Annotated in this window: 24 protein-coding genes and 1 tRNA gene; 14 read left to right on the top strand and 11 right to left on the bottom strand. The window is 63.8% G+C overall.

Going from position 1 to position 26,411, the window contains the following annotated elements; translation table 11 throughout:
- The 5 genes from BJF89_RS18815 to BJF89_RS03990 all read left to right on the top strand — a co-directional run.
- A partial coding sequence (locus BJF89_RS18815; RefSeq protein WP_187344672.1) for an HNH endonuclease signature motif containing protein occupies positions 1 to 589 on the top strand: 589 nt, incomplete at its 5' end.
- 345 nt (positions 590 to 934) lie between these two features.
- Positions 935 to 1,303, top strand: a complete 369-nt coding sequence (locus tag BJF89_RS04005) for a DUF485 domain-containing protein (protein WP_075812447.1) — start codon at positions 935 to 937, stop codon at positions 1,301 to 1,303.
- 29 nt (positions 1,304 to 1,332) lie between these two features.
- Positions 1,333 to 2,964, top strand: a complete 1,632-nt coding sequence (locus tag BJF89_RS04000; protein ID WP_075812445.1) for a cation acetate symporter — start codon at positions 1,333 to 1,335, stop codon at positions 2,962 to 2,964.
- 120 nt (positions 2,965 to 3,084) lie between these two features.
- Positions 3,085 to 4,287 carry a cation:proton antiporter gene (locus BJF89_RS03995; RefSeq protein WP_075812443.1) on the top strand — a complete coding sequence of 401 codons (1,203 nt, stop codon included), beginning with the start codon at positions 3,085 to 3,087 and terminating at the stop codon, positions 4,285 to 4,287.
- A gap of 54 nt (positions 4,288 to 4,341) precedes the next feature.
- Positions 4,342 to 4,414: transfer RNA gene (locus tag BJF89_RS03990), tRNA-Arg, on the top strand.
- A 99-nt stretch (positions 4,415 to 4,513) separates the two neighbouring features.
- Here BJF89_RS03990 and BJF89_RS03985 read toward each other — a convergent pair.
- The 6 genes from BJF89_RS03985 to BJF89_RS03960 all read right to left on the bottom strand — a co-directional run bounded on the left by BJF89_RS03985 (position 4,514) and on the right by BJF89_RS03960 (position 12,703).
- Positions 4,514 to 6,625: an MMPL family transporter gene (locus tag BJF89_RS03985; RefSeq protein ID WP_075812441.1), complete on the bottom strand. Its 2,112-nt coding sequence runs from the start codon at positions 6,623 to 6,625 to the stop codon at positions 4,514 to 4,516.
- A 93-nt stretch (positions 6,626 to 6,718) separates the two neighbouring features.
- On the bottom strand, positions 6,719 to 7,375 hold the full coding sequence (locus tag BJF89_RS03980) for a CE1759 family FMN reductase (RefSeq protein WP_075812439.1): 657 nt from the start codon (positions 7,373 to 7,375) through the stop codon (positions 6,719 to 6,721).
- Entirely contained in the window at positions 7,372 to 8,499 is a 1,128-nt protein-coding gene (locus BJF89_RS03975; RefSeq protein ID WP_075812437.1) for an LLM class flavin-dependent oxidoreductase, read from the bottom strand. The genes BJF89_RS03980 and BJF89_RS03975 overlap by 4 nt, the downstream gene beginning before the upstream one ends.
- 36 nt (positions 8,500 to 8,535) lie before the next feature.
- Positions 8,536 to 10,908: an HAD-IC family P-type ATPase gene (locus BJF89_RS03970; protein WP_075812459.1), complete on the bottom strand. Its 2,373-nt coding sequence runs from the start codon at positions 10,906 to 10,908 to the stop codon at positions 8,536 to 8,538.
- Positions 10,909 to 10,913: 5 nt separating this feature from the next.
- Complete coding sequence (locus BJF89_RS03965; RefSeq protein ID WP_083650475.1) at positions 10,914 to 11,693, bottom strand: enoyl-CoA hydratase; 780 nt, start codon at positions 11,691 to 11,693, stop codon at positions 10,914 to 10,916.
- Positions 11,694 to 11,818: 125 nt separating this feature from the next.
- Positions 11,819 to 12,703: an aldo/keto reductase gene (locus tag BJF89_RS03960; RefSeq protein ID WP_075812435.1), complete on the bottom strand. Its 885-nt coding sequence runs from the start codon at positions 12,701 to 12,703 to the stop codon at positions 11,819 to 11,821.
- 85 nt (positions 12,704 to 12,788) lie between these two features.
- Between BJF89_RS03960 and BJF89_RS03955 the strand changes: the two genes are divergently transcribed.
- The 7 genes from BJF89_RS03955 (at position 12,789) to BJF89_RS03925 (ending at position 18,256) form a co-directional block, all read left to right on the top strand.
- Positions 12,789 to 13,052 (top strand): helix-turn-helix transcriptional regulator, encoded by a 264-nt coding sequence (locus BJF89_RS03955; protein WP_075812433.1) that lies wholly within the window; start codon positions 12,789 to 12,791, stop codon positions 13,050 to 13,052.
- Positions 13,052 to 13,597 (top strand): hypothetical protein, encoded by a 546-nt coding sequence (locus BJF89_RS03950; protein ID WP_075812431.1) that lies wholly within the window; start codon positions 13,052 to 13,054, stop codon positions 13,595 to 13,597. The genes BJF89_RS03955 and BJF89_RS03950 overlap by 1 nt, the downstream gene beginning before the upstream one ends.
- A 37-nt stretch (positions 13,598 to 13,634) precedes the next feature.
- A complete protein-coding gene (locus BJF89_RS03945) occupies positions 13,635 to 14,525 on the top strand; it encodes an ABC transporter ATP-binding protein (protein ID WP_075812429.1) in 891 nt (296 codons plus the stop codon).
- Positions 14,522 to 15,727 carry an ABC transporter permease gene (locus tag BJF89_RS03940; RefSeq protein ID WP_075812427.1) on the top strand — a complete coding sequence of 402 codons (1,206 nt, stop codon included), beginning with the start codon at positions 14,522 to 14,524 and terminating at the stop codon, positions 15,725 to 15,727. Before BJF89_RS03945 ends, BJF89_RS03940 begins: the two co-directional genes overlap by 4 nt.
- Positions 15,728 to 15,805: 78 nt before the next feature.
- Positions 15,806 to 16,306, top strand: coding sequence for a 2-oxo-4-hydroxy-4-carboxy-5-ureidoimidazoline decarboxylase (locus BJF89_RS03935; protein ID WP_075812425.1), 501 nt, complete (start codon positions 15,806 to 15,808; stop codon positions 16,304 to 16,306).
- A 304-nt stretch (positions 16,307 to 16,610) separates the two neighbouring features.
- Complete coding sequence (locus tag BJF89_RS03930) at positions 16,611 to 17,393, top strand: alpha/beta fold hydrolase (protein ID WP_075812423.1); 783 nt, start codon at positions 16,611 to 16,613, stop codon at positions 17,391 to 17,393.
- Complete coding sequence (locus BJF89_RS03925; protein ID WP_075812421.1) at positions 17,390 to 18,256, top strand: alpha/beta fold hydrolase; 867 nt, start codon at positions 17,390 to 17,392, stop codon at positions 18,254 to 18,256. Before BJF89_RS03930 ends, BJF89_RS03925 begins: the two co-directional genes overlap by 4 nt.
- A 95-nt stretch (positions 18,257 to 18,351) precedes the next feature.
- Here BJF89_RS03925 and BJF89_RS03920 read toward each other — a convergent pair whose 3' ends face one another.
- The 5 genes from BJF89_RS03920 to BJF89_RS03900 all read right to left on the bottom strand — a co-directional run bounded on the left by BJF89_RS03920 (position 18,352) and on the right by BJF89_RS03900 (position 23,772).
- The gene (locus tag BJF89_RS03920; RefSeq protein WP_075812419.1) at positions 18,352 to 18,699 is read right to left on the bottom strand and encodes a helix-turn-helix domain-containing protein; all 348 of its coding nucleotides are present in this window, start codon (positions 18,697 to 18,699) and stop codon (positions 18,352 to 18,354) included.
- Positions 18,700 to 18,769: 70 nt separating this feature from the next.
- Entirely contained in the window at positions 18,770 to 20,269 is a 1,500-nt protein-coding gene (locus BJF89_RS03915; RefSeq protein ID WP_075812417.1) for a long-chain fatty acid--CoA ligase, read from the bottom strand.
- A gap of 74 nt (positions 20,270 to 20,343) precedes the next feature.
- Positions 20,344 to 21,741 carry a wax ester/triacylglycerol synthase family O-acyltransferase gene (locus BJF89_RS03910; RefSeq protein WP_075812415.1) on the bottom strand — a complete coding sequence of 466 codons (1,398 nt, stop codon included), beginning with the start codon at positions 21,739 to 21,741 and terminating at the stop codon, positions 20,344 to 20,346.
- Positions 21,742 to 21,971: 230 nt separating this feature from the next.
- Complete coding sequence (locus BJF89_RS03905) at positions 21,972 to 22,331, bottom strand: FKBP-type peptidyl-prolyl cis-trans isomerase (protein WP_075812413.1); 360 nt, start codon at positions 22,329 to 22,331, stop codon at positions 21,972 to 21,974.
- 145 nt (positions 22,332 to 22,476) lie between these two features.
- Positions 22,477 to 23,772, bottom strand: a complete 1,296-nt coding sequence (locus BJF89_RS03900; RefSeq protein ID WP_075812411.1) for a citrate synthase — start codon at positions 23,770 to 23,772, stop codon at positions 22,477 to 22,479.
- Positions 23,773 to 24,101: 329 nt separating this feature from the next.
- Here BJF89_RS03900 and serC point away from each other — a divergent pair, with 329 nt between their 5' ends.
- The gene (serC, locus tag BJF89_RS03895) at positions 24,102 to 25,235 is read left to right on the top strand and encodes a phosphoserine transaminase (RefSeq protein ID WP_075812409.1); all 1,134 of its coding nucleotides are present in this window, start codon (positions 24,102 to 24,104) and stop codon (positions 25,233 to 25,235) included.
- 87 nt (positions 25,236 to 25,322) lie between these two features.
- Complete coding sequence (gene sepH / locus BJF89_RS03890) at positions 25,323 to 26,408, top strand: septation protein SepH (protein WP_255372478.1); 1,086 nt, start codon at positions 25,323 to 25,325, stop codon at positions 26,406 to 26,408.
- The last annotated feature ends 3 nt before the right edge of the window (positions 26,409 to 26,411 follow it).

The following is a 26,411-nucleotide window of genomic DNA, read 5'->3' as shown; positions in this document are numbered from 1 at the left end:
GGACGGGAGTGACCGCGACGACAACACCCAGGTTGTCCCGCCGGTGCCGTTGATGTCGCACTGTCGTGGCCAGGTCGCCCTGCACCTGCTCGGCGGGCACCGTGACCAGTTGACCGTCACCGTGAACGCCTACCAGGCCCACTCGGACCAGCCGTGCTACGTGCTGGGCAGTGGGTGGGTGTCCGCCACCACCGGTGGTGAACTGGCCGCCCTGGCGACACGGGTGTGTGAACTCCCGGGCGCCGCCGATATTCCTCCTACTGAGGCCTACCGGTTCACCACCGTGCAGAAAGCCTGGATCCAGGGCCGCGACGGGTACTGCCGGTTTCCTGGCTGTCAGGTGCCCGCCGACACCTGTGAGCATGATCATCTGGTCAACTCCCCGCACACCGACCCCACCAGTGACGGGCCGACGGGTGTGGCCAACGGGATCTGTCTGTGCCGGACCCACCACACCCTGAAAACCGCGCGGGCCTGGCAGCCGACCAGCCCGGATGATGCGGTCACACTGCACTGGGCAGGACCCGGCGGGGTGGAACTCACCACCGTCGCCGCCGGGCCACTGTCACCGGTGAGACACCCCGACTGACCCCCACCCCCGGCAGGCGGGGCTTCAGGCACACGTACTCGACGGTCACGACCCCTGACCGCCGAGCACACAAGCACGCCCGGAGAGAGCGTGTTGCCCGAGCAGAAGGACATATTTTCGGAAGCACTTGCGACTGACCGGCTGCACCTCTGCGACTACCCCACCTTCCCCCTCACCCCCGTTAGCTCCCGCTTAGATGCATGTCAGGAGGACCAGCGGGGGTGCATTGCGTTCAGCACCCTGCACAACCCACGTTTTGCCTTGAAATGGTTTCCCGGGGTTCTGTAACTTGACACCCATCCACAGCGAGTCTGTGACCATTATCACTAACAAGAAAGGGAGCCGATGTCGACACCCGACCTGCGGCACACACCGACCCCCGAGGAATTCGTGGAGGCTCAGAAAAGCCCCGAATTCCAGGAACTCCGAAAGAAGCAGCGGGGCTTCGCGTTCCCCGTGACGATCTGCGCCCTTATCTGGTTCGCGGCCTATGTCGTGCTCGCCATGTTCGCACCCGACCTGTTCTCAGGAAAAGTGTGGGGGAACATTAACGTCGGCGTCATCCTGGGCCTGCTCCAGTTCGTGACCACTTTCGCCATCACCTATGCCTACGTGAAGTTCGCCGACCGGGAGATCGAGCCGAGGACCGCCGCCCTCCGCGACCGTCTCGAGCGCACCGGCGACTTCGCTGAGACCGGACCAGCCACGGCGTAAACCCCGTCGACACGGAACTGAGAGAAAACATGCAGACACATCTCCTCGCCCAAGAAGACGCGGGCAACCCCATCCTCAATATCGCCATCTTCGTCGGCTTCATCGTGATCACGATGTACATCGTGACGCGCGCCAGCAAGTCCCAGCAGAAGGACTCCGCCAAGGACTTCTACACCGGCGGCGCCAGCTTCTCGGGAACCCAGAACGGGCTCGCCATCGCCGGTGACTACCTGTCGGCGGCATCCTTCCTGGGAATCGTCGGCGCCATCGCGCTGAACGGTTACGACGGATTCCTCTATTCCATCGGCTTCTTCGTCGCCTGGGTCGTCGCGATGCTGCTGGTCGCCGAGCCACTGCGTAACACCGGTAAATTCACCATGGCGGATGTACTGTCCTTCCGCCTGAAGCAGCGCCCGGTGCGGCTCGCTGCGTCCTTCGCGACACTGTTCGTGTCGCTGTTCTACCTGATCGCCCAGATGGCCGGCGCCGGTTCCCTGGTGTCCGTGCTCCTCGACATCCACGAGAAGCCCGCGCAGGCCGCCGTGGTTGCCGTGGTCGGTGTCGTGATGATCGCCTACGTACTCATCGGCGGTATGAAGGGCACCACCTATGTCCAGATGATCAAGGCCGTGTTGCTGTGCGCCGGCGTGTTCATCATGGCGGTCATCATCATGGTGATGGTCAAGGGCAACTTCTCCGAACTGCTGCAGATGGCGATCGACAACCACGCCGAAGCCGGTACCGAGAACCCCGAGGGCATCCTCACCCCGGGCATGCAGTACGGCGGCTCTCTGATGGGCCAGCTCGACTTCATCTCCCTGGCCATGGCACTGTGCCTCGGCGTTGCCGGCCTGCCCCACGTCCTGATGCGCTTCTACACCGTGCCCACCGCACGTGAGGCCCGCAAGTCCGTGACCTGGGCCATCGTCCTGATCGGCGGCTTCTACCTGCTGACCCTGATCCTGGGCTACGCTGCCGCCGCCTACGTCGGTGTCGACACCATCAAGGGAGCCCCGGGCGGCGCGAACGCGGCAGCTCCGCTTCTCGCCTTCGAACTCGGCGGTTCCATCTTCATGGCGTTGATCTCCGCGGTCGCGTTCGCCACGGTTCTCGCCGTGGTCGCCGGACTGGCGATCACCGCCTCCGCCTCGGTGGCGCACGACTTCTACGACGCAGTTCTCCGCGGCGGAAAGTCCACCGAAGCCGAGCAGGTCCGTGTCTCGAAGATCACCGTGGTCGTCATCGGTATCGCCTCGATCATCCTGGGCATCCTGGCCATGGACCAGAACGTGGCCTTCCTGGTCTCCCTGGCATTCTGCATCGCAGCGTCGGCCAACCTGCCGACCATCCTGTACTCGCTGTACTGGAAGCGCTTCAACACCACCGGTGCCGTCTCGTCCATCTACGTCGGCCTGATCTCTTCACTTGTCGTGCTGTTCTTCTCCAACTCTGTGTCTGGCACGGAGACCGCAATGTTCAATACGTCGGACTGGTCCCTGCTCGACCTCACCAACCCCGCGATCATCTCGATCCCGCTGGGCTTCCTGGCAGGCATCGTCGGAACCTACCTCGGCAAGCCTGACAACAAGGACGCCCTGCAGGCCGAGATGGAGGTCCGGTCCCTCACCGGCGTCGGCGTCGAAGCTCCCGTCGACCACTAGTTCCAGCGACTCCCCCTACGGCCACCACCACTCACCACGGCCACCACACCACCCCACTGTCCCCTCCACCACACCACGGTGGAGGGGACAGTTGCATTCCCCGACGGTAGTCTCAGCACCATGACTGACGCCCTCGTCTCCTTCGCATGGATCGCCGGCGCCGGCCTTCTCGCTCCGGTCCTCGCCTTTCTCACCGGAAAGCGCATCCCTGCCGTTGTCTTCCTGCTCGTCCTCGGCCTGCTGATAGGACCCTTCGGGTTCGGGCTCGCACGCGACGGTGAAGCCGTCGATCTCATGAGGGAGCTCGGCCTGGGCCTCCTGTTCCTGCTCGCCGGCATGGAGATCAACCCGTCCATGCTCAAGTCCCGCCAAGGCGGACACGCCCTCGCCACCTGGGTTCTGTGCCTCGTGTTGAGTTTCGGCGGAGCCATGCTGCTGACCTCCGGCGACGCCGGTGTTTCTGTGGTGCTGGGAATCGCACTGACATCCACCGCACTGGGCACCCTCATGCCGATCCTGAAGCAGAATGATCTCAGTGGCACCCCGGTCGGCAACAGTGTGATGGTCCACGGCGCCATCGGCGAACTGGCCCCGGTCATGGCCATGGCCGTCCTGCTGTCGGCACGGTCGACCTGGGCAAGCGCTGCGGTGCTCGCCGCATTCTTCGTCGTCGCCGTCATCGTCGCACTCGTCCCCCGCACTGTCCGAACCCTCACCCCCTGGATCGGCTGGGCGATCCGTGACGGTGCCGGCTCAACGAACCAGACGGTGATCCGCTCCGTCGTCCTGATGCTCGCCGTGCTCATGGCCGTCGCGGCCGTCTTCGACCTCGACGTCGTACTCGGTGCATTCGCCACCGGCATCATCCTGCACCAGATCGTGCCCGACGCCTACCGACCGGGGCTAGAGAGGCAGGTGGAGACCGTCGGTTACGGCGTCTTCATCCCCGTGTTCTTCGTAACGTCCGGCATGGCCATCGACACCGGAGTGATCGCCGAACGACCGTGGTTCGTCCTCGCGATCGTGCCGATCATCCTCATCACCCGAGGCCTGCCGATCTTCCTGCGCGAACTCTGGACCGACACCGGGTCAGAGCTCCAGGGGTGGCGGGAGAAACTCGAGATGTCCCTCTATTCTGCGACGGGACTGCCGATCATCGTCGCTGTCACCGGTGTCGCCACCGCGTCGGGCATTATCGGGCAGGAGGAAGCATCACTACTGGTCGCTGGAGGAGCACTGACCGTACTGATCTTCCCACTGGTGGCACCGGCCGTCGGGACGTCCCGGGGTGCGACTACCGCAACGTCTCCTCCCCCTGCCTGACACCGGGACCGCGTTCCCGCTCGACGGCCCCGACACGCTACACTGTTGCGGTGCGCCCCAGTAGCTCAGGGGATAGAGCACCGCTCTCCTAAAGCGGGTGTCGGCAGTTCGAATCTGCCCTGGGGCACGACACGAGAAGAAGGCGACCGGCCACGATGTAACGTCGTGGCCGGTTTTCTCCGAGTCCGGCGACCGCGAGACGGCGAACTCAGTACCACGGCAGGTGTCATCCCTTACGGCGGGCGCCCGTCGCGCCCCTACCCGTCCTCCCCGGCCACCAGATCCGGTCGCCCAGCATGTGGGTCAGGGCCGGTACCAGGAACGAGCGGACGAGGAAGGTGTCGATCAGCACTCCCAGCGAGATGATAATCGCCAGCTGCACCAGGAACTGGATGGGTATCACCAGCAGCGCCGCGAACGTGGCTGCCAGCACGATACCAGCGCTGGTGATCACACCACCCGTACTGATGAGACCGAGCCCCACACCGACTGCGGTCCCGTGAGCCATGGATTCCTCCCGCACCCGGGTCATCAGGAAGATGTTGTAGTCGATCGCCAAAGCCACGAGGAACACGAAGGCATACAACGGTACAGACGGGTCCGAGCCACTGAAGCCGATGAGCGCGAAGACGGCAGCGCCGATCCCCAGCGCTGTACCGAAGCTCAACACCGTCGTCGCCAGCAGCACAATCGGGGCCACCACGGCCCGCAGCAGCAGCGCGAGCATCACCGTAATGACCAGCAGCACAATCGGGATAATCGTGGCACGGTCTGCGACCGAGGTCTCCTTGGTGTCCAGTTCTGTGGCCGTCGTCCCGCCGACCATCGCGCCGAGGTCGCCCACCTCACCCCGGATCTCCCGGACGGTGTTCTCCGCGGCATCGGAGTACGGGGAATCGGTGAGCGTCACTTCCAGCAGAACCTCACCGTCAACCACCGAGGGCCCGCTCCTCTCCCCTTCCCCGACGGACTGCACACCGTCCAGTGCTCCGATCGCTGATTCGACGGCACCGCTGTTGTTCTCAGGGACCAGGACGTATGTCGGTGCGCCTGCCCCAGCCGGGAAGTGGCGGTCAAGGACGTCCTGCCCGTCGCGGGCATCGCTCTGACCGATCACGTAGTCGCTGGTGGGCACTCCGTCGGCATCGAGGGTGAACAGTCCGGCACAGCCGACAAGCAGTAGAAGGCCCACACCGACCGCAATACGTCGGGGTGCACGCCCGACGAGGTCAGCAACACGTGCCCACACTCCGCCACGGGCAGCTGCCGTGTGATCCGGCTGTTCTGTGACCGGACGGGGGACTCTGGGCCAGAAGACCCGCCTGCCCAGCAATGCCAGGACTGCGGGGAGGAACGTCAGGGAGGTGAAGAATGCGGCGGCGATTCCGACGGCGGCCACCGGTCCCAGCCCGGCATTCGACGCCAGGTCCGACAGGAGCAGGCAGAGCAGCCCGGCGATCACCGTCGCCGCCGACGCCAGTACCGGTTGCCAGGTGCCCCGCAGCGCAGCCACGGTAGCGGACCATGCGCTGTCATGTCGGCCGAGTTCTTCCCGGTAACGCGCGGTGTAGAGCAGCCCGTAGTCCGTCGCTGCACCGATGACCAGGATGAACAGAATTCCCTGGATCTGCCCGTTGATCATCACGATGCCGGATCTCGCCAGCGCGACATTGACCAGCACCGCAGCACACAACGCGACCATCGAGCTGAGCAGGACGATCAGCGGAAGGAACGGTGAGCGGTACACCAGTACCAGGATGACCAGCACCGCGGCGACGGCAACCAGCAGAAGCAGACCGTCGATCCCGGCAAACGCCTCCGACAGATCGGCGCTGAACCCTGCAGGTCCGGTGACCTGTGCCTGCAGACCCTCCGGCAGTTCCGAGCCCAGCGTGGCCCGGAGCGCATCGACGGCGTCCGCCGGTGCCGCCGTTTCGGGTGGAAGCACGATAATCTGCACCGCTTTCCCGTCCTGCGACGGTACCGGAGGGCTGACCTCTGTCCCCGTTGCACCGGCACCACCGTCCACAGCGGCCGAGAGCTGGTCGGGGAGATCGCCCAGTGACGTGGCATCGACCTGCTCCCCGTCGGCGTCTGCGGTAATGACCACGATCGCCGGAGCCGACCCCGAATCCTGGAAGTCCTCCAGTCGGGCGCTGACCTTCGTCGATTCTGCGGACTCCGGGAGGAACGACGACTGGTCGTTGGTGGCCACGTCGCTGATCTCCCCGAACTTCGGCCCGCCCACGGCGGCCACCGCCAACCAGAGCAGAATCAGTAACGCGGGGAGCGCGCGTCTCCAGAATGAGCTGGAACGGGAGGGTGGAGCGTCCTGCATGGTGCACTCTCTTCAGTCGACGTCACGAGTCACCCAAGAATGCCAGAATTCGCCGACCATAAATTGATGGTCAAAACGGTGCCGGACCACCACTCACGACCCGGAGTGCGCCCTCAACAGTGCCTCGAAACCGCCGAACTCGCCGGTACCACGGGCCTGCGCCACCCCGGTCTGCTCCACGGCGGCATCGGCTCCGACGGACCTGCCCGCGCCCAGCGCTGAGGCGATCTCACTGCCTGCCCGCGTGATTCTCACCCGCAGATCTTCGGCAGCATCAGACTCGCCGTACTCGCCGGTCGCGACGAAGACCCCGGTGGGCAGGACGGTGGCCTGCAGGAAAGACAGTAGCGGGCGCATCGCGTAGTCGAAGACCATCGAGTGCCGCGGAGTTCCGGCTGTAGCGACCAGACTCACCGGGAGCCCCTGCAGAGCATGCTTGTCCAGTGTGTCGAAGAACATCTTGAACAACCCCGCATAGCTTCCCTGGAAGACCGGGGTGGCCGCGATCAGGGCATCGGCGCTGCCGACGAGGAGCCGGGCATCCTCCAGATCAGGGGTCGGGATCATGGTCGTCATGAACGTGGCCAGGTCGCCCGCCAGCGCCCGGAGGTCGAGAACGGTGACCTCCAACGTCGCCCCGGAAGCTGCCACCTCATGTTCGGCGGCGTAGGCGACCCGGGTGGCGATGTCCCGGGTGCTGGACGGATTGCTCAGGCCCGCGTTGATGACGACGAGCTTTCTGGTGCTCACTGTCTGCTCCTCTCCTTCACAGGCTCAACGTCGTGGAAGGGATCATTCATTCCTGCCGCCACCAGGGACCCATGCGTCGGCGGCCCACTGGGGACATGCGCAGGACGTCGGGCCTCCAGCTCACGACGCAGGACCGGGACGACCTCGGTGCCGAGGATCTCGATCTGCTCCAGCACCACCTCCCTGGGGAGGCCGGCATGATCCACCAGGAACATCTGTCGCTGGTAGTCACCCACCGCATCCGCGTAGCCGAGGTAGCGTTCAATGACCTGGTCCACCGTCCCCACCGTCAACGGAGTCATCCGGGTGAAGTCCTCCATGCTCGGTCCGTGTCCGTAGACCGGGGCATTGTCGAAGTACGGACGGAAGTACTCTTTCGCCTTCTTCTCGGTGTCACCGATGAATACCTGACCGCCCAGCCCCACGATCGCCTGGTCCGCAGCTCCGTGGCCGTAGTACTCGAATCGTTGCCGGTAGGTGTTCACCATGGTCGCGGTGTGCTCGATATTCCAGAAGATGTGGTTGTGGAAGAAGCCGTCACCGTAGTACGCCGCCTGTTCCGCGATCTCCGGCGACCGGATCGAGCCGTGCCACACGAACGGCGGGGTGCCGTCCAGGGGGCGGGGCATCGAGGTGAAGTTCTGCAACGGGGTGCGGAACTCACCCTTCCACGACACGTCCTCCTGCCTCCACAACGTGCGCAGCAGATGGTAGTTCTCCACCGCCAACGGAATACCCTTGCGGATGTCCTTGCCGAACCACGGGTAGACTGGGCCGGTGTTGCCCCGACCCATCATCAGGTCCATCCGCCCACCGGTGAGATGTTGGACGTAGGCGTAGTCCTCTGCCAGTCGCACCGGATCGTTGGTGGTGATCAGCGTCGTGGCAGTGGAGAAGCGGATCTTCTCGGTCTGTGCCGCCAGGTACGCCATCAGAATCGGCGGATTGGCCGGGGCGACGAACGGAGGGTTGTGGTGCTCACCGGTGGCGAAGACATCCAGACCGACCTCCTCGGCTTTCCTGGCGTACTCCACCGTCGCCGAGATCCGTTCATGCTCGTCAGGTACCCGACCGGTGGTGGGGTCGGGGGTGAGATCACCGATGGTGAAGATTCCGAAGTCCATGACCCCATGATCCACCTGAAGTAGATGACATGTCAACTACTTTTCGCGGCGTCGCCTCCCGACCACCCGGTGCACCACCTCGATCACCAGTGCACCGACCGCTCCGACCACCAGCCCGAGCAACATGAGCCGGGTGTCCCCGGGCTCCAGCAGAACCAGTTCACGCAGGAACGGCACCGTGAACAACAGGACATAACCGGCCACACACCCCACCAGGAGCAGGATCTTCCACCACACCAGGGGACGGGCGACGATGCCCAGCACCCAGAGCCCCATCACGATCAGCGCGAGCAGAACCGCCGTACCCGCCTGGGCCCGCTCAATCTCCGGAGCGTCACCCCCGGGGTAGACCGCGATCCACATTGCCACCGCGAACCCACCGACCAGTACGCCGGACGGCACCGCCAGCGACAGCACGCGACGGAGGAAGCCGTCGCGCGGGCGTTCGTTGTTGGGGGCCAACGCGAGAATGAAGGCGGGGATGCCGATTGTGAACCAACCGGTGATGGTCACGTGAATCGGCTGGAAGGGGAAGGATATCCCCATCACAGCCACGACCAGTGCCAGCACCACCGAGTAGACCGTCTTGGTCAGGAAGAGGTTCGCGACCCGTTCGATGTTGCCGATGACCCGACGTCCCTCCCCCACCACCTTGGGGAGAGCGGAGAACCGGTTGGTCAGCAGGACCAGCTGCGCCACACTACGGGTCGCGGGAGCACCGGCCCCCATGGCCACGCCGATATCCGCCTTCTTGAGGGCAAGGACATCGTTCACACCGTCGCCGGTCATCGCCACCGTCCTACCGGCACGGTGCAGCGACTCCACCATCTGCTGCTTCTGCTCGGGGCGTACACGTCCAAAGACATTCGCCCGGGCAACCTCTTCGTCGAAATCGGCCTCGGGCAGGTCGTCGAGGGTGCGGGCGTCCACGGCAACGAGCTCACGGTCCGTCGCACCGCGCGCCACAGCAGCAACGGAGTCGGGATTGTCGCCGGAGATGATCTTCAGGTCAACGTCCTGGGTATCGAAGAAGTCGAGTGTCTCCCTCGCATCAGGACGTAACTGCTGGCCCAAGGTCACCAACACCGGCTCTCCGATCGAGGGGGCGTCGGACATTCCGGCGTCGCCGTCCGGGCTCTGCAGGGCCCCCTCCACACGGCCGAAAGCAAGGACACGCAGCCCACGGTCACCGAACTTCTTCGCCGTTTCAGCGGCAGCTCCCTCAGACAGCAGGACGTCGGGCGCGCCGAGGATCCACGCATGACCGGGACACTGCACACCGGAGTACTTCCACTGTGAATTAAAGGGGATCTCGACACCGTCGAACGGGGACGGCTCGTCGTAAGCGGCGAGGATCGCCTCAGCGGTGGAGTTACGGTCCTCCTGGGAGGCCACCAGCCGCCCCAGCGCCTCACGGAGTTCTTCCGGCGCGGCAACTCCGTCCGCGGTGTAGACCCCGTCGAGCTCCATTTCATTGGTCGTCAGGGTGCCCGTCTTGTCGGTGCACACGGTATTGACCCGGGCCAGCCCCTCGATGGCGACAAGTTCATTGACCAACGCCTTGTACTGCCCGAGGCGGATCACTCCGGCGGCAAAGGCGATCGACGTCATCAGGACAAGGCCCTCTGGCACCATGGGGACGATAGCCGCGGCCATCGACAGGATCGACTCCCGTACATCAGTCCCCGAGCGCACCAGCTGGGTCCAGATCGTCAACACTCCGGTGGGGATCAACAGCCAGGTGATGACCCGCAGGATGCTGTTGATTCCACTCATCAGCACAGAGTCCGTCAGTGAGAACTCGCTCGCCTCAGCGGCGAGGCGTGCAGCATAGGCCTCCTCCCCCACCTTCTCCGCGCGGAAGACAGCGGTCCCACCGGTGACGAATGAACCGGAGAGCACCTCATCCCCGGTCTCCTTGTGCACGGCGTCCGCTTCGCCGGTGAGTTGGGACTCATCGACGGTGAACCCGGAGTCGGCCGTGACCACCAGTGTCCCGTCGACCACGATCTCGTCACCGGACCTGAGGACGATGAGGTCGTCGACGACGACCTCAGACTGGTGGACCGTGCGCCGTTCCCCGTCACGCAGGACGGTCGGCTGGGTCTCACCGACGATACGTAGATTGGCCAGCGTCCGTTTGGCACGCAGCTCCTGGATCACGCCGACCGCCGAGTTGGCGATGATCAGCAGCCCGAATGCGGCGTTGATCCATGATCCGGTAGTCAGCACGATCACGCACAACACGCCGAGGATCGCGTTGACCCGGGTGAAGACGTTCGCGCGGATGATCTGCCAGACGCTGCGTCCGGTGCTCCTGCCGACGGTGTTCGTCCGTCCTTCGGAGACACGCTGGGACACCTCGGACGAACTGAGACCGGTGAGCGAGACTCCTGTGGCCTGGGTCACCGTCACTACCGCCCTTCGAAGATCGGGGACCGCTTTTCCTCACGGGCCCGGCGCGCTTCCGCGGCGTCCCTGCTGAGCCAGCAGGCACCACCGAGCCGGTCGATCTCGCCGGCGAGCTCGGAGTCCGGCTCAGGATTGTTCATCGCCAGTTTGAAGTAGTGCATCGGCATCGGCGCCTGCCGTGACATGGTGCGGGCCAGTTCCACGGCGTCGTGCGACGGCCCACCCAACATGGCGAAGCCGTTGGCCACAGCCATGCCTTGACCGACCTGTGCACCGGCGATGAGGACATTCCGCGCGACCGAACCACCCAGCAGTTCCACGGCACGCCGGATCGTCCACCGGTCCAGGCTGAATCCGTGATGGACCGCGGGCACCCACACCCGCGCCTTCGACCCCATGACACGCAGGTCACAGGCGAGGACGAGCTGGCATCCGGCACCGACGGCAGGCCCCTGAACATCGGCGATGACCGGCACCGGAGCCTCGGAGATCGCGCGGATCATGCGTTCAACCGTGGCGAAGAACCCGCTGGCGTAGACCCCGCCCTTGAGATTCGCGCCGGCGCAGAACGCCGGCCCCTCCGCGCGGACGAGGATGACACGGACCGGATCGTCAGCGGCGACGAATTCTTCGACAGCGTCGGCGATGGCCGCGCACAGCTCGGCGTCGAGGGCGTTGCGCCTCTCAGGACGACTGAGGGTGATCCACCCCACCGCGGGCGTGGTACTGTCCCGCGCCACCCGGATACCTGCGTCGACCGGCGTCTCCTGTACCTCTGCCATGCCCCTCATCTACCTCTCACCGTAAAGCCGGTTATCCAGTTTCTCTCCGGTGCCCCATTGTTCCCGAAAGTAAGGACCAGGTAGGTAGACACCGCATTTGAGGGGGTGACCCCGGTCGTTCTTCTTCAGGCTTCCTCGTCCTCCGGGATGCCGAAAGCCGCTTCGCGGGGATCAGCGCCGACGCGCCCGGCAGCATCGGTGTCGTCGTCCAGGGCGGTGATCTGCGCGATCTGGCCCTCGGTGAGCTCGAAGCCGTCGACGTCGAGGTTCTGACGAACCCGCTCCGGCTGCCGGGACCGCGGGAAGACCACGATGCCCTGCTGCAGGTGCCAGCGCACAATCACCTGGGCAGGGTTCACACCGTGCTCCCCCGCGATCGCGGTGATCACGGGGTGGTCGAGCAACCCACGCCCCAGCGGCGACCATGCCTCGGTGACGATGCCACGCTTGGCGTCGTCGGCACGCTGAGCAGCCTGGGAGAGTCCCGGATGAAGCTCGATCTGGTTGACCGCCGGAACAACTCCGGTGGCGTCGATGATCTCGTCGAGGACCTCGGGGTAGAAGTTCGAGACACCGATGGAGGTTGTTTTTCCTGCCTCCCGGGCCGCGATCAAGGACCGCCACGCCTCCACGTAGCGCCCGTAGGACGGCAGTGGCCAGTGGATCAACCAGAGGTCGACGTGGTCGAGACCGAGGTTCGCCAACGAGGTGTCGATGGCGTCGGCGGCCTTGCCCGGCGCCTGGTCTGCATTCCACAGTTTGGTGGTGATGTAGAGGTCGTCACGGGTGACCTCCCCCTCGGCGATGGCATCGGCGATCGCACGTCCGACGTCCTTCTCGTTTCCGTAGGCGGCAGCCGTGTCAATGTGGCGGGCGCCTGCCGTGAGTGCGGCACGGGTCGACGAGTAGGCGTCCTCCGGTGAGAGCTCCCAGACGCCGAGGCCGAGCTGGGGGATCTCCTGTCCGTCGTTGAGGGTGACTGTCACAGCGGTCTGGTTCTTGTCTGTCATGGCGACCAGCGTAGGCCTCCCCGGGGCTTGATGCACTGACTGGAAAAGGTTGACATAGCGTTGTGTTTATACAACACTTTGTCTCATGTCCCCGAAGAAGAAGCCGGTGCGCCCGATCCACAACAGGATCCGGGTTCTTCGTGTCGAAAGGGACTTGTCACGCGCTGAGCTGGCGGACCTCATCGACGTGAACCCGCAGACGGTCGGCGCACTCGAACGGGGCGACCACTCCCCCAGTCTCGACCTCGCATTCCGTATCTGTGAGGTCTTCACCCTCCCGGTCGAAGCCGTATTCAGCCGGACAGAGTTCGCGCCGATGTCCACCGAGATCTACCGGAAGGATCAGTGATGAACACCATGCGCGGATTCGCGGCCTGGGCTGAGCGACGGACCGAGCGTAGAGCGGAACGGTGGCTCGCCCGGGCGGAGTCCATATCAACCCAACTTCCCGCTTGGAGGACTGCGGACCGCGTACGTCTGCTGATCAGGATCTACCTCGGCTCTCTGGCGATAGGGCTGATTACCGCCTTCGCCCAGATCTTCTGGCCCCCGTTTCTGTTCGCATGGATCCCCTTCACGGTGATCGTCTGCGTGAGCTGGACGATGCTTCGGACGGTGATCAATACCCGCGACGTCGCCCCCGACGCCGAACTCGACGAGTACGAAGCGAAAGTCCTACGCACCTGGCAAGTCGCGGCTTACGGATGGATGACGCTGATCCTCCTCACCGTCAGCCTCTTCATGGTGTTCGTAGCCGTAATCAACCCTGACAGCCTCAATCGCTGGGTGTACACCGCCGGACTCTTCAGCATTCTCGGAATGATGTCCGCCACGGCCATGCCCACCATCGCCTACGCAACGACCTTCGGCCCCGTTCCCCCGCCAAACAACTAATCTGGCCATCACCACCCCTCAACCAGAGGAGAACCTCATGCCAACCCTCGAACTTGACCACCTCAACAAGACCTTCGGAAGCGGCGACTCCGCCGTCCGGGCCCTGACAGACATGAGCTTCACCGTGCGCCCCGGCGAGATCTACGGATTCGTCGGCTCCAACGGCGCCGGAAAATCAACCGCCATGCGCATTGCGCTGGGCGTGCTCGCATCCGACACCGGCGAAGCCCGGGTCGACGGCACGCCGATCAACGACGACATACGTCGCACCATCGGATACATGCCGGAAGAACGCGGGCTGTACGACAAAGAGAAGATCGCCGACCAGCTGACCTTCTTCGGTCGTCTGCACGGTCTCACCAAACAGGCGGCGACGTCCTCAACCAACGAACTTCTCGAGCAACTCGGACTCGCCGAACGCGCTGAATCCAAACTGCAGGAACTCTCACTGGGTAACCAGCAGCGCGTCCAGCTGGCCGCGTCCCTCGTCCACCACCCTGCCCTGCTCATCCTCGACGAGCCCTTCAGCGGTCTCGACCCCGTCGCGGTCTCCGTGATGAGTGACATGCTCCTGTCGAAGGCCGCCGAAGGGGTGCCCGTCCTCTTCTCCTCCCACCAGCTCGACCTGGTGCAGAGACTCTGCCACCGGGTAGGCATCATCACCAAAGGCCAGATGAAAGCGGAAGGAACCGTCGATGACCTCCGCAGCCGCGGGCCGGTGCTCTACGAGGTGTTGACCACCGCCCGTGACTGGTACCCGGCCGGCACCCGGGTTATCGAGTCCGACGAGAACTCCGTTGTGCTGGATGCCGGTCATGTCGCGGACCAGCAGATCCTCCACGCCGCCCTCGACGCCGGGACCGTCCACGGATTCACCCGGCGCGTTCCCGACCTGACCGATCTTTTCAAGGAGGTCGTCTCCGCATGAGCACGCGAACAACATCCAGCACGGGCGCGCCGGGCTATTCACGGGCCAGCGCCATCCGCACCGTCACCGGACGAGAGATACAGGTCGCGACGAAGAACAAGGGAATTATCGCCACCTTCATCATCGTCCTGGTCGTTGTTGTCGGCGCCATCTTCGTCATCAATTACTTCAGCAACAAGGACACCGACAACCCGGAACTGCTTGTCGCCGGCGCGGATACGGCTGTCGTCTCTGAAATAGCCGGCGACGGTATCGACGTCGGCACCGTCGATGACCGCGACGCCGCGGTAGCTGCCGTCGAGGACGGAAAAGACGCTGCCCTCGTCCGAACCGATGACGGCTTCGAACTGCTCAGCGACGGCAGCCCGGACGCCTCGATATCCGCAGCTGCGCAGGCGGTGGCCTCGGCAATCGCCCAGAACGACGCGTTGACCTCCGTCGGGGTCGACCCCGCGGAGTTCACCGCTGCCCTCCCCGATGCCACGGTAACCACGACCGACATCTCCGACGACGCCCAGGAAGACACGATCGCCGCCGTGGTCACCACGATGCTCGGCACCATGGTCGTGCTGACGTTCATCATGATCTTCGCCGGAAACGTCGGCGGGCGTGTCACCGAGGAGAAGTCCTCGCGTGTCGTCGAGATCATCCTCGCGACCATCCGTCCGATCGATCTGCTTATCGGCAAGGTGCTGGCGATGTTGGTCATCGGTTTCATCGGCACTGTGGTGATTCTCGGTGTCGCCATGGCAGCCTTGAGCACGACAGGGATGCTCGATGACATCGAGATAGATGCAGCGACACTCCCGGTCCTCCTCGTTTCCTTCGTCCTGGGAATGCTCTTCTTCAGCGCCCTCTACGCTGCCGCCGGGTCCCTCGTGAGCAAGGCCGAGGATCTCAGCAGCACCCAGATGCCGGTGATGCTGATATTCTTCGCGGTGATGTACCCCCCGATCTTCGGCTGGAGCGTTCCGGATTCCACGGTGATGCAGGTTCTTTCGTGGGTGCCGCCAATGTCCCTGGGGGTGGCACCGATGCGCTATGCCGCGGGCGACATGTCCCTCGGCCTGTTGGCCGCGTCCTATGCGCTCCTGGCACTGACCACGCTCCTGGTCCTGCTTCTGGTTGCCCGCATCTACCGGGGTTCGATCCTGAACAACGGCAAGAAGATGACCTGGATGCGAGCCATCAAGGCGGGGTAGTCGCCCAGGGCCGCCCAACCTCCGGGTGTTCACCACGGCGAAACGGGACGGAAATGCACCACCAGTTCACTGGGAATCATGATTGACACCGTTCCCGTCACCACCGTCGATGAACTCAACAGGATGACCCCCACCCAGGTCGCTGAGATGATCGGTGACCTGCTGTACTCACCGCAACTCGGTGCAGCCATCGCCGCAGCCGCTCCTTTTCGAAGCCTCGAGCACCTGCTCGACGCCGCCCACCGCGAGCTGCTGCGACTGCCCCGCGTCGAGATCCTCGCCAGTATCCAGGCCCACCCCGTCCTCGGAGAAAAGACGACGGACGCATACTCGCGCGATGAGCAGTCTTTCATCCTCGACTCTCCGCCCGAAGTCCTCACCGAGATCGCCGACCTCGGCAGACGCTATGAGGCACGGTTCCACCACATCTTCCTCGTCTGCGCCCAGGGCATCGGTGGCCACGAGGTCCTACTGCTCCTCAAACGTCGCCTGGAGAACCCCACTGTCACAGAATGGGAGACCACGGTGCGTGAGCTCGGAAGGATCAACGTCCTGCGGTTACGCACGGTGTTCCAGTAGACCTCATCAGAATGACTGACCCCGGGCCCGGATTCGATGCCGCCTGAGCGGAGCCCCACTGTACCGAGAGTTCCTTGACGTCGGTGCAGGTACGGAGGTTTCCAGAACGCCGACGTTGCTGGACAGCACGGAAGTGAACTCCCTTTACATCGTGGAGACCGCACCAGGTCTTCATAGAAATCAGACGTCTCCACAGGGGCATCAGGCGGAGCAACACCGATATGACAACATCTCCATTGTTGCGCTTCCAAAAATAATGTCCTAGCGTGATTCAGATCACATTGGATGCGTAGAAGAGAAGGCGATGCCGAAAACCACGACACGCACGACCGAATACTCAAAGCCGAGCACCGCCCTTCTGTGGACCGAAGGTGGTCGTGCAGCTGCAGACGCGATCAGCTTCTGGACCGCCCTTCCGCTTCTTGCGGCAGCACCACGGGGAGACGGACAGGAGGTTCTCGTACTCCCCGGCCTGTCTGCGGATGACAGTTCAACGGCAGTTATGCGTGCCGTTATCGCATCTCACGGATACTCCGCGAACGCATGGAAGCTCGGCCCCAACCTCGGGCCCACCCGGAAGATCGTCTCAGGGCTGCTCGACAAGCTCGACGAGCTCTACGAGCGTCAGGGGCGCCCGGTCAGCCTGGTCGGATGGAGTCTGGGAGGTATCCTCGCCCGCGTACTGACCGAGTACCAGCCGGATAAGGTTCGTAGTGTCGTCTCCCTCGGCAGCCCCTTCAACCTCAGTGTCGAAACCTCGGCGAGCACGTCACATGCAGGGCCCCTGTTCGAAGCACTCAGGCCGTGGCACACCGATTTCCTCGACGATTTCTCCAGCGGCAAGAGGAAAATGACCACCGCCACCCCCGCAACATCGGTGTATTCGAAACTCGACGGAGTGGTCCCCTGGCAGGCGTGCCTCGACATCGAGGCACCTCACCGCGAGAACATCGAAGTCACAGCCAGCCACCTGGGCATGGGGATGAACCCACGTGTTCTTTCGATTGTGCTCGACCGGCTCCGTCAGCCCGAGCGAGGCTGGAGGCCATACCAGGGTGACGCGCGATCATATGCGCAGGCCGCATGAGCAGTGGAATCGCAGACTGCGGCGAGATCCAACTTGCCTACGAGACCTTCGGCTCAGAGAAGAACCCGACCGTCCTTCTCATCATGGGTCTCGGCACCCAGATGCTCGCATGGAACGAAAGTTTCTGCACCGCATTAGCCGACCGCGGGTTCTGGGTGATCCGGTTCGACAACCGGGACATCGGCTTGTCCACACATCTCACCGGTGCCGGAGTTCCTGGCTTCGGCGGCGGGTCTTCGTCCGGAGTTCCGTACCTGCTGAAAGACATGGCCGATGATTCGGCCGGTCTTCTGGACGCCCTCGGTGTCGAGAAAGCCCATATCGTAGGTGCCTCGATGGGTGGCATGATCGCCCAGGAAGTCGCGATCCACCACCCGGGACGCGTACTCACCCTCACGTCGATATTCTCGACGACCGCACCGAGGATAGGAGCGCCCACACCTGCCGCTGCTGCCGCCCTCATGCGTCCGCCGGCAGGCACGGAGGAAGAAGCAACGGCCCGGGCGCTGGATGTGTACAGGGTGATCGGCTCCCCCGGCTACCCTTTCGACGAAGAACGGTTGACCGCCGTCGCTCGGGAAGCCTTTTCTCGCGAGAAGGATCCCACAGGAGTCGCCCGCCAGTTCGCGGCCATCCAGGCTTCCGGGGACCGGACTGGGCGGTTGAAAGACGTCGCAGTGCCGACTCTGGTGATTCACGGCGAGGATGATCCGCTCGTTCGCCCCGCCGGTGGAACCGCCACCCGGGACGCGATACCCGGTGCACGGCTGATCACTTTCCCGGGCATGGGCCACGATCTTCCCCGCGAAGTCTGGACACCGGTTATCGACGCGATCACAGAGCACGCCTCCTCCACCACCTGACCGCACGACGAGAAGATGCTCGGCCCGGGCATACGCCCGGTCACCGTCTCACCCTGGTTCCTGGCACCGTACCCGGGTCAATGTGAGGTGGACATTCACCTGTCCGCGATCATCGCCTTATAGGTCTGGACCAACGCGGTCTTCTGTGCCGAGGTCAGGTATTCGTCTGCTGCGATCGCAGTCGGTACGTCATCGCCGGCAACGGCGCCCGGCGACAGCCAGCCCATTCTCTGGAAGAGCTGATCCGGCGCGATGTTGAGCGCTTTCGCGATGGACCGGAGAATGTCCGGTGACGGCTGATACATTCCGCGCTCGATCTGACTCAGGTACGAGTCCGACACACTGCTGACGCGTGCCAGGTGACGTATGGACAACTGGGCCATTTCGCGCTGGGCCTTGAGGTACTTCCCGAGGTCTTCGAGCGCCTCTGCGTGCTTCTCCATGGCGAAGCTCCTTCCGTCGACTGCCCAATCAGTAAGCCACGCGCCTACGTGGTACGTCAAGCGCCTGGAGTCACACTTTCAACTCCCGTTTCAGGATCTTCCCCGTCGGCCCCTTCGGCAGTTCGGACAGGATGCTGACGGCCCGCGGGTACTTGTAGGCCGCCAGCCGCTCCTTGCAGTACGCGATCAGTTCGTCCTCCGTGGTGGTACGGCCCGGTTTCAGGGAGACGTAGGCGACAACCTCCTCCCCCAGTCGCGCGTCTTCCCTTCCGACCACGGCAGCCTCTGCCACGGCAGGGTGCGTGTACAGCTCCTCCTCCACCTCACGGGGATAGACGTTGTACCCGCCACGGATGACGAGGTCCTTGAGCCGGTCGACAATGAACAGGAAGCCGTCCTCGTCCAGGTAACCCACGTCGCCGGTATGGAGCCATCCGTCGCGGAGCGCCTCTTCAGTGGCCTCACTACGTTTGTAGTACTCCTTCATCACGTTGTGGCCACGGACCAGTACTTCCCCTCGGTGTTCACTTCCCTGCGGTTGGGATTCGCCATCGTCATTGATGATCTTGACGTCGACACCCCAGATGGGCTTACCCACCGACAGAACCTTGCGCTCCTCCGCACTGATATTGAATGTGCAGGTGGCCGCAGTCTCTGACAGCCCGTACCCCTCGAGCACGATTACCCCGGGGAACTTCTCCTCGAAGGCCCGGATCACTTCGCCGGGGATCGATGCTCCGCCGGAGCTGGCTGCCCGGAGCGAACTCACGTCACGCCCCTCAGTGTCTGCCTGCAGCATCGCCATGTACATCGTCGGCACTCCCGCGAACACGGTCGCACCGTGGTCCTCGATCGCACGCACCACGGCCTCGGCATCGAAACGAGGGACGAGCACCAGGGACCCACCGTAACGAACCGCGACATTGAGGACACTGGAGAGACCGAAAACATGGAACAGCGGCAGGACGCCCACCGAGATATCGTCGGAACGGATCCCGAACAGGGAACCGGCCACCGTACAGTTCATGTAGAGCTGGAAATGCGTGAGTTCCGCACCCTTCGGGCTCCCGGTGGTCCCGCTGGTGTACAGGCGGACAGCGGTATCATCGGACGACCGTGCGACGACCTCACCGGTGTCCTCCTCAACAAGCAGTTCCTCAAAGGGAAGAGCCCCCTGCGGGGTCTCCCCCACCACATAGACCGGCGCATCACCAGCGGCACCGGTCATCGCGGACGCCGCGAACTGGTCGAAAGTGATCAGTGCCCGGGAGTCGCTGTCGTCGAGATGGTACGCAACCTCGCGTGCCGCCAGAAGGGGATTGAGCGGCACCATGACCATCCCGGCCTTGAGAAGCCCGAAGTATGCGATGAGAAACTGCGGAATGTTGGGGAGCTGGACAGCGACCGCGTCACCCGGTCCGTAACCCGCTTTCCGCAGCGTTGCTGCGAGACGCCCGGACGCTTCGTCGATCTGAGCGTAGCTCAGCTCTTCGTCTCCGAGATACACCAGGGTCTTGTCCGGCGTCGCCGAGGTTGCCTCCGTGAGCATCGCTGCAAGATTGAATGACATGAGCCGGGTCCTTTCATGATACTTCGTAGTAGTAGGTCATTGCGTTGAGACATCTGGTTCCCTGTAAACCCTGGTCACAAAGCCAGAAGCTCGTCGATCGCCTCGATGATGTAGGTGCGGAGCCAGGTGATGTCCGGAACGAACTCCGGGGTACTGACCACTCCGAAATCAATGCTGTCCCGGTAGCTGTGCACCGTGATGTTCAGGCCCATCCCGTCGGTGATCATCGACACGGGATAGTTCGCCTCGAGCTTTGCCCCCAGGTAGTACAAGGTCTCCCTCGGCCCCGGCACATTGGAGATGACCACGTTGAACGGCATCGTCGCCGAGTCCGCCCACTTCATGTTCGCTGCCATCAGCGCGACAGCTTCAGCAGCGGCCGGCGCAGTGAACTGGGTGAAGTCCTGAAGCAGGTTTGCCGGCAACGCCTTGTGGGTCTCTTTCGCAGAACGCATACCTGCACTGACCATTCTCAAGCGCTCGGCAGGATCCCCGACATTGGTCGGAAGCGCGACCTGGAGGCTGGAAACCTGGTTACCGACATCTTCGGATGCGTCTGCGGCACGGATCGAGATCGGGACCATCGCCAGCAGAGGACCACGCGGAAGCTCGTCATGGTCTATCAGCCAGCGACGCAGAGCGGAGGTGCACATCGCCATCACCACGTCGTTGACGGTGCAGTTGTGTCTCTCCTTGATCTTCTTGACGTCCGACAGCGAGGCCGTGCCGAAGGTGTAGTTGCGCTGGGCTGAGATCGTCCTGTTGAACGACAGTTTGGGGGCCACCTGCGGAGGACTGGCGTCGGCGGTCCACTCTGATGCACCGGTGAGCATCCGGGAATAGAAGCGTTGCGTCTCCCTGGTGACGTCGCCCCAGAGCTTCATCGCCTTCTCGGGTTGAGACAGAAGACTGTTCCAGCCACGGGTGAACATTTCGGCCTCGGAGGGAACAGGCGAGGGCGGAGGCAACTCCACCATGTCCGGAATCTCCACGTCAGGACTAGTGGACAGCACGGTTGCGGTGATCGCCATCCCTGCTTTCCCGTCGATCGCCGCATGGTGCAGCTTGGTGTAGATCGCGAGTTTCCCACTGTCCAGACCGTCAATGACGTAGACCTCCCAGAGAGGATGGGCCCTGTCCAAGGGACGCGCGTGCAGACGACTCACCAGGGCGACAAGTTCCTCCTCCGACCCCTGCGACGGCACGGTGACTCCCCGTATGTGGTAATTCAGGTCGGGGTCCTGAACCTCGTGCCAGTACGGACGGTCGAAACCGTACGGGACGTTCACCAGTTGCCAGCGCAGCGGAGCAAGCTTGTGAATCTTGGACGCGTAGAAGCGACGGACCGCGTCTGCGGTGATGGGCTCTGACGCCGTGGAAGGATCGACAATGAGCAGACCCCCTACGTGACCGGTGACCCGTGAGTTTTCGACGTGGAGGAAAGAAACGTCCACGCCAGACAGCTGTCTCATACGAGCAACCTCCTGCTGCCGAACTGCGCAGCTCACGTCAGTGTGATGCTCGTCCTAACACAGTCGACTGGAATGTGATTTTCCCCTCAAACTAAGTTGATAGTCAAATCAACCGGATACGGATATACGAAAGTGGCGGGAGCCCCCATGCCTCCCGCCACCGTGTGTGCCACTCCCCGGTGCACGTCCCCCGCCAGCCCGCGAGCCGGCGTCACCGGCACCGACGACTGCTAACGCGCGTCGACCAGATCAATGATGAACACCAGGGTACGACCTGCGAGAGGATTCCCCGCCCCAGCAGGCCCGTAAGCGAGCTCCGGGGGAATCGTCAGCTTACGACGCCCGTTGACCTTCATGCCCGGGATGCCCTCCTGCCAGCCCTGAATGAGCCCGGCGAGGGGGAACTCGATGGTCTGGCCACGGTCCCAGGACGAGTCAAACTCCTGCCCGGACTCGAAGTCGACCCCCACGTAGTGGACCTCGACCATACCGCCGGGCACAGCTTCGGGGCCGTCCCCGACCGTGATGTCCTCGATCACGAGCTGCGACGGCGCGGGGCCGGGCTGAACGTCGATGGTGGGCTTGCTCATGGGATGTCTCCTGAAGATTCGTGGTCGTGCGAACCGTCTCAGATTACCAGCACGGCCCCGGCAGGAGCAGAAAAGGAGGATGCCCGGCACCGCTGTGCAGCGGGGCCGGCATCCGGGTCCAGTCTGTCAGTCCGTGACTGGCCGACTAGCGCTTGTCGCGCGGGACGAAGGCGCGCTTGCCCTCGCCGGTGTAGATCTGGCGCGGACGGTTGATCTTCGCCGTCGGCTCGTTGATCTGCTCCAGGTAGTGTGCGATCCAGCCCGGGAGACGGCCCATGGCGAACAGGACGGTGAAGAAGTCCGTCGGGAAGCCCATGGCGCGGTAGATCAGGCCCGTGTAGAAGTCCACGTTCGGGTACAGCTTGCGGGAGATGAAGTAGTCGTCGTTGAGGGCGATGTCCTCAAGCTTCATCGCGAGGTCAAGCAGGTTGTCGCCACCGAGGTGGTCCAGGATCTCGTGTGCGGACTCCTTGACGATCGCCGCACGCGGGTCGTAGTTCTTGTACACGCGGTGCCCGAAGCCCATCAGCTTCACGCCCGGCTCCTTGTTCTTCACGCGGTTCATGAAGTCGGTCGCGTCGCCACCGTTGTCGTGGATCTCCTCGAGCATCTCCAGGACAGCCTGGTTGGCTCCCCCGTGCAACGGGCCGGAGAGGGCGTTGACGCCCGCGGCGATGGAGGAGTAGATGTTCGCGTGGGAGGAACCGACCATGCGCACGGTGGAGGTGGAGCAGTTCTGCTCGTGGTCTGCGTGCAGGATGAGCAGCTTGTCCAGGGCCTTGGACAGAACCGGGTCGACCTCGTAGTCCTCGGTCGGGTAGCCGAACATGTTACGCAGGAAGTTCTCCCGCGCATTCAGCTTGTTGTCCGGGTACATGTAGGGCTTGCCCTTGGACGCGCGGTAGGCGTAGGCCGCCAGCATCGGTACCTTCGCCATCAGGCGGTAGGTGTTCTTCTTCTGGAAGTCCGTGTTCAGCGGGTCGAGCTCGTCCTCGTAGTAGGTCGCGAGGATGTTGACCGAGGACGCCAGCACGTTCATCGGGTGCGCGTTGCGCGGGAAGATCTTGAACTGGCTCTTGAAGTCCTCGTCGAGCAGCGTGTGACGACGGATATTGGCGTTGAAGTTCTCGAGCTCCTCGTCATTCGGAAGCTCGCCGTTGATGAGGAGGTAACTGACCTCGTTGAAAGTGGCGTTGTTCGCCAGGTCAGCGATGTCGTACCCGCGGTAACGCAGAATTCCTTCGCCGCCGTCGATGTAGGTGATCTCGGAGAGGGTGGAACCTGTGTTCACGTAGCCGGGGTCAACGGTGGTCAGACCGGTTTCCGCGAGCAGCTTGCCCAGTGCGAATCCGGAGTTTCCTTCGTTGGCCTTGACGATCGGCATTTCGTATTCGCCACCGGGGTAGTGGAGAACGGCCTTGTCCTGGTTGTCGGAAGCCATTGACAGCCCTTTCGTTTATTCAGGTACTTCGATGCTTTCGGTTGTGTCCCCTGAGCCGGAGAACACCGACCCGGGGCCCGCCTCGAACCGAGCAGCCCGGCATGAATAAAGCTCATACTGCGGACCGTCGACGATCGTGGGATAGGACACACTGTACCCAATACCCCCCACACGGACACAGTAGGGTCGTACGGTATCCCCGTCAGCCACCCCCGGTGCATCCCGGAGTGTGGGACGTTCGGTTCCACGAAATGGCTCGACCGGCTAGGCTGACGACGTTCCCGTACCACCGTGCTTGGAAGACTAGGAAGAGACCAGGAAAGCCGATCATGAGCGACCAGTTCCCCACCCTGCCCGAGAACCTCCTCCCCGCCGACGGTCGATTCGGCTGCGGTCCGTCAAAGGTCCGCCAGAACCAGATCGACGCCATTGTCTCCGGTAGCCGAGACATCATCGGCACCTCGCACCGTCAGCCTGCCGTGAAGAATCTCGTGGGATCCGTCCGGGAAGGTCTGTCGACGCTCTTCAACCTCCCCGAGGGTTACGAGATCATCACCTCCCTGGGTGGTGCCACCGCATTCTGGGACTCGGCGTCCTTCGGCCTGATCCGCAACAAGTCCGCGCATCTGACCTACGGAGAGTTCTCCGGCAAGTTCGCCTCGGTGTCCAAGAAGGCCCCGTGGCTGGACACACCTGAGGTCTTCGCTTCCGACCCCGGAACGGCCCCCTCCCCCGCACAGCTCGACGGAGCGGACGCCGACCTCGTCGGATGGGCACACAACGAGACGTCCACGGGCGCGATGGTCGACGTCACACGTCCGGCAACTGACGCACTCGTCGCCATCGACGCCACCTCCGGCGCCGGCGGCCTGCCTGTGGACGTCGCCGAGACCGACGTCTACTACTTCTCCCCCCAGAAATGCTTCGCCTCAGACGGCGGTCTCTGGTTCGCCGCCTTCTCCCCGGCCGCCCTGGAGCGCGTCGAGGAGATCGCAGCCACCGACCGTTACATCCCGGCGTTCCTCGACCTGAAGACCGCGGTAGACAATTCACGCAAGAACCAGACGTACAACACCCCCGCCGTCGGCACATTGCTGATGATGGACGCCCAGGTGAAGTGGATGAACGCCAACGGAGGACTGGACGGGATGGTCGCCCGCACCTCCGAGTCGTCCTCCACGCTGTACAACTGGGCCGAGGCCCGTCCGGAGACCTCGCCGTTCGTCGCTGACCCGTCCAGCCGCTCGCTGGTCGTCGGCACCATCGACTTCGATGAGTCGGTCGACGCCGACGTCATCGCGAAGACGCTGCGCGCCAACGGTGTCCTCGACACCGAGCCCTACCGCAAGCTGGGGCGCAACCAGCTGCGTATCGGCATGTTCCCGGCCATCGACCCGGAGGACGTGCGCACGCTCACCGCCGCGATCGACCACATCCTCGACTCCGGCGTCGCCAACAGGTAGCCGACAGGTAGTTGTCCCTGACTCGCCCCCGGAAGCTCACGGTCTTCCGGGGGTTTCTGCGCTACTGTGGCGGAAAACACCCAGTGGATGGAGGTCCCACCGATGCAGGAACTGCGGTTCGTCAAAGACGACAGCGACCGGGCGTCCCTCGTTCTCCGCATGGTCACCGAGGAGGGCACCGGTGACGATGCGGAGAGCGCGGGCGTCGCGGAGTTTTTCCTGCCGGTCACCGACGAACTGACCGAGTTCCTCGGCATCCGCGCCGCAGGACCGGATACTGCGGGGGCAGCGGAGGCCGAGGAGACGACGGCTCCCGACGACGCGGACGACCGTCGGGAGCGGGTCAACCGTGCCGTGGAACCCGTACCCTCTGACGCACCCGAGCCCGTCGCCGTCCCGACGCGTGAACGTGTCCACCTGCGTCCCAAGGAGATCCAGGACCGCATCCGCCACGGTGAGACCGTCGAGCAGATCGTCGCGGACACCGGGATGGAGGACCGCCGCGTCCGTCCTTTCGCCGTGCCGATCGCGATGGAACGCAACCGCATCGCCGACATGGCCCGGGACGCTCACCCGGTCCGGGCGGACGGGCCCACCGACGGCCCGCTGCGCGAGGTCCTGGCCGGTGCATTCGCCGCCCGGGGGGAGAGTCTGCGGGCGGCGGAATGGTCCGCGGCGATGGACTCCTCGGACCACTGGATCATCTCGGTGAGTTGGACGAAGGGGAACCGCGAAGGTGCGTCCCGGTTCGTCGCCGACTTCCGGTACGTGCCCGGGGAGGACGGTCCTGCGACAGCAGAGCCGGTGAACTCAGTCGCCTCCGACCTGATCGACCCCCGGTTCGAACGACCTGTCCGCACGGTGTCCCCCGTGGTTCCGTCCAGTCGGCAGGACGACGTCGGAGACGAGGACCCGGACGAGCTCGTGGGAGAGGCATCGGGCATCCCGCCCCGTGACTCCGACGCGACCCGTCCGGACAACCGTCCGGTCGATACCTCGTCCGACCCGACGGCGGATGCTCCCGTGGACCTCTTCGGACGGCGTACCCACCCTGCCGGTGGCGACAACGACTCAGCCAAACGGAAGAAGAAGGCGGTCACCCCGCACTGGGAGGATGTGCTCCTCGGCGTGCGGACGAACCCCAAGGCCAACGGCCGGAACAAGAAGAAGTAGACG

The sequence above is a fragment of the Corynebacterium sp. CNJ-954 genome, from assembly GCF_001942345.1.
GTDB lineage: Bacteria > Actinomycetota > Actinomycetes > Mycobacteriales > Mycobacteriaceae > Corynebacterium.
Note: the sequence above shows the minus strand (reverse complement) of the source record. Positions and strands in the feature narration are given on the sequence as shown.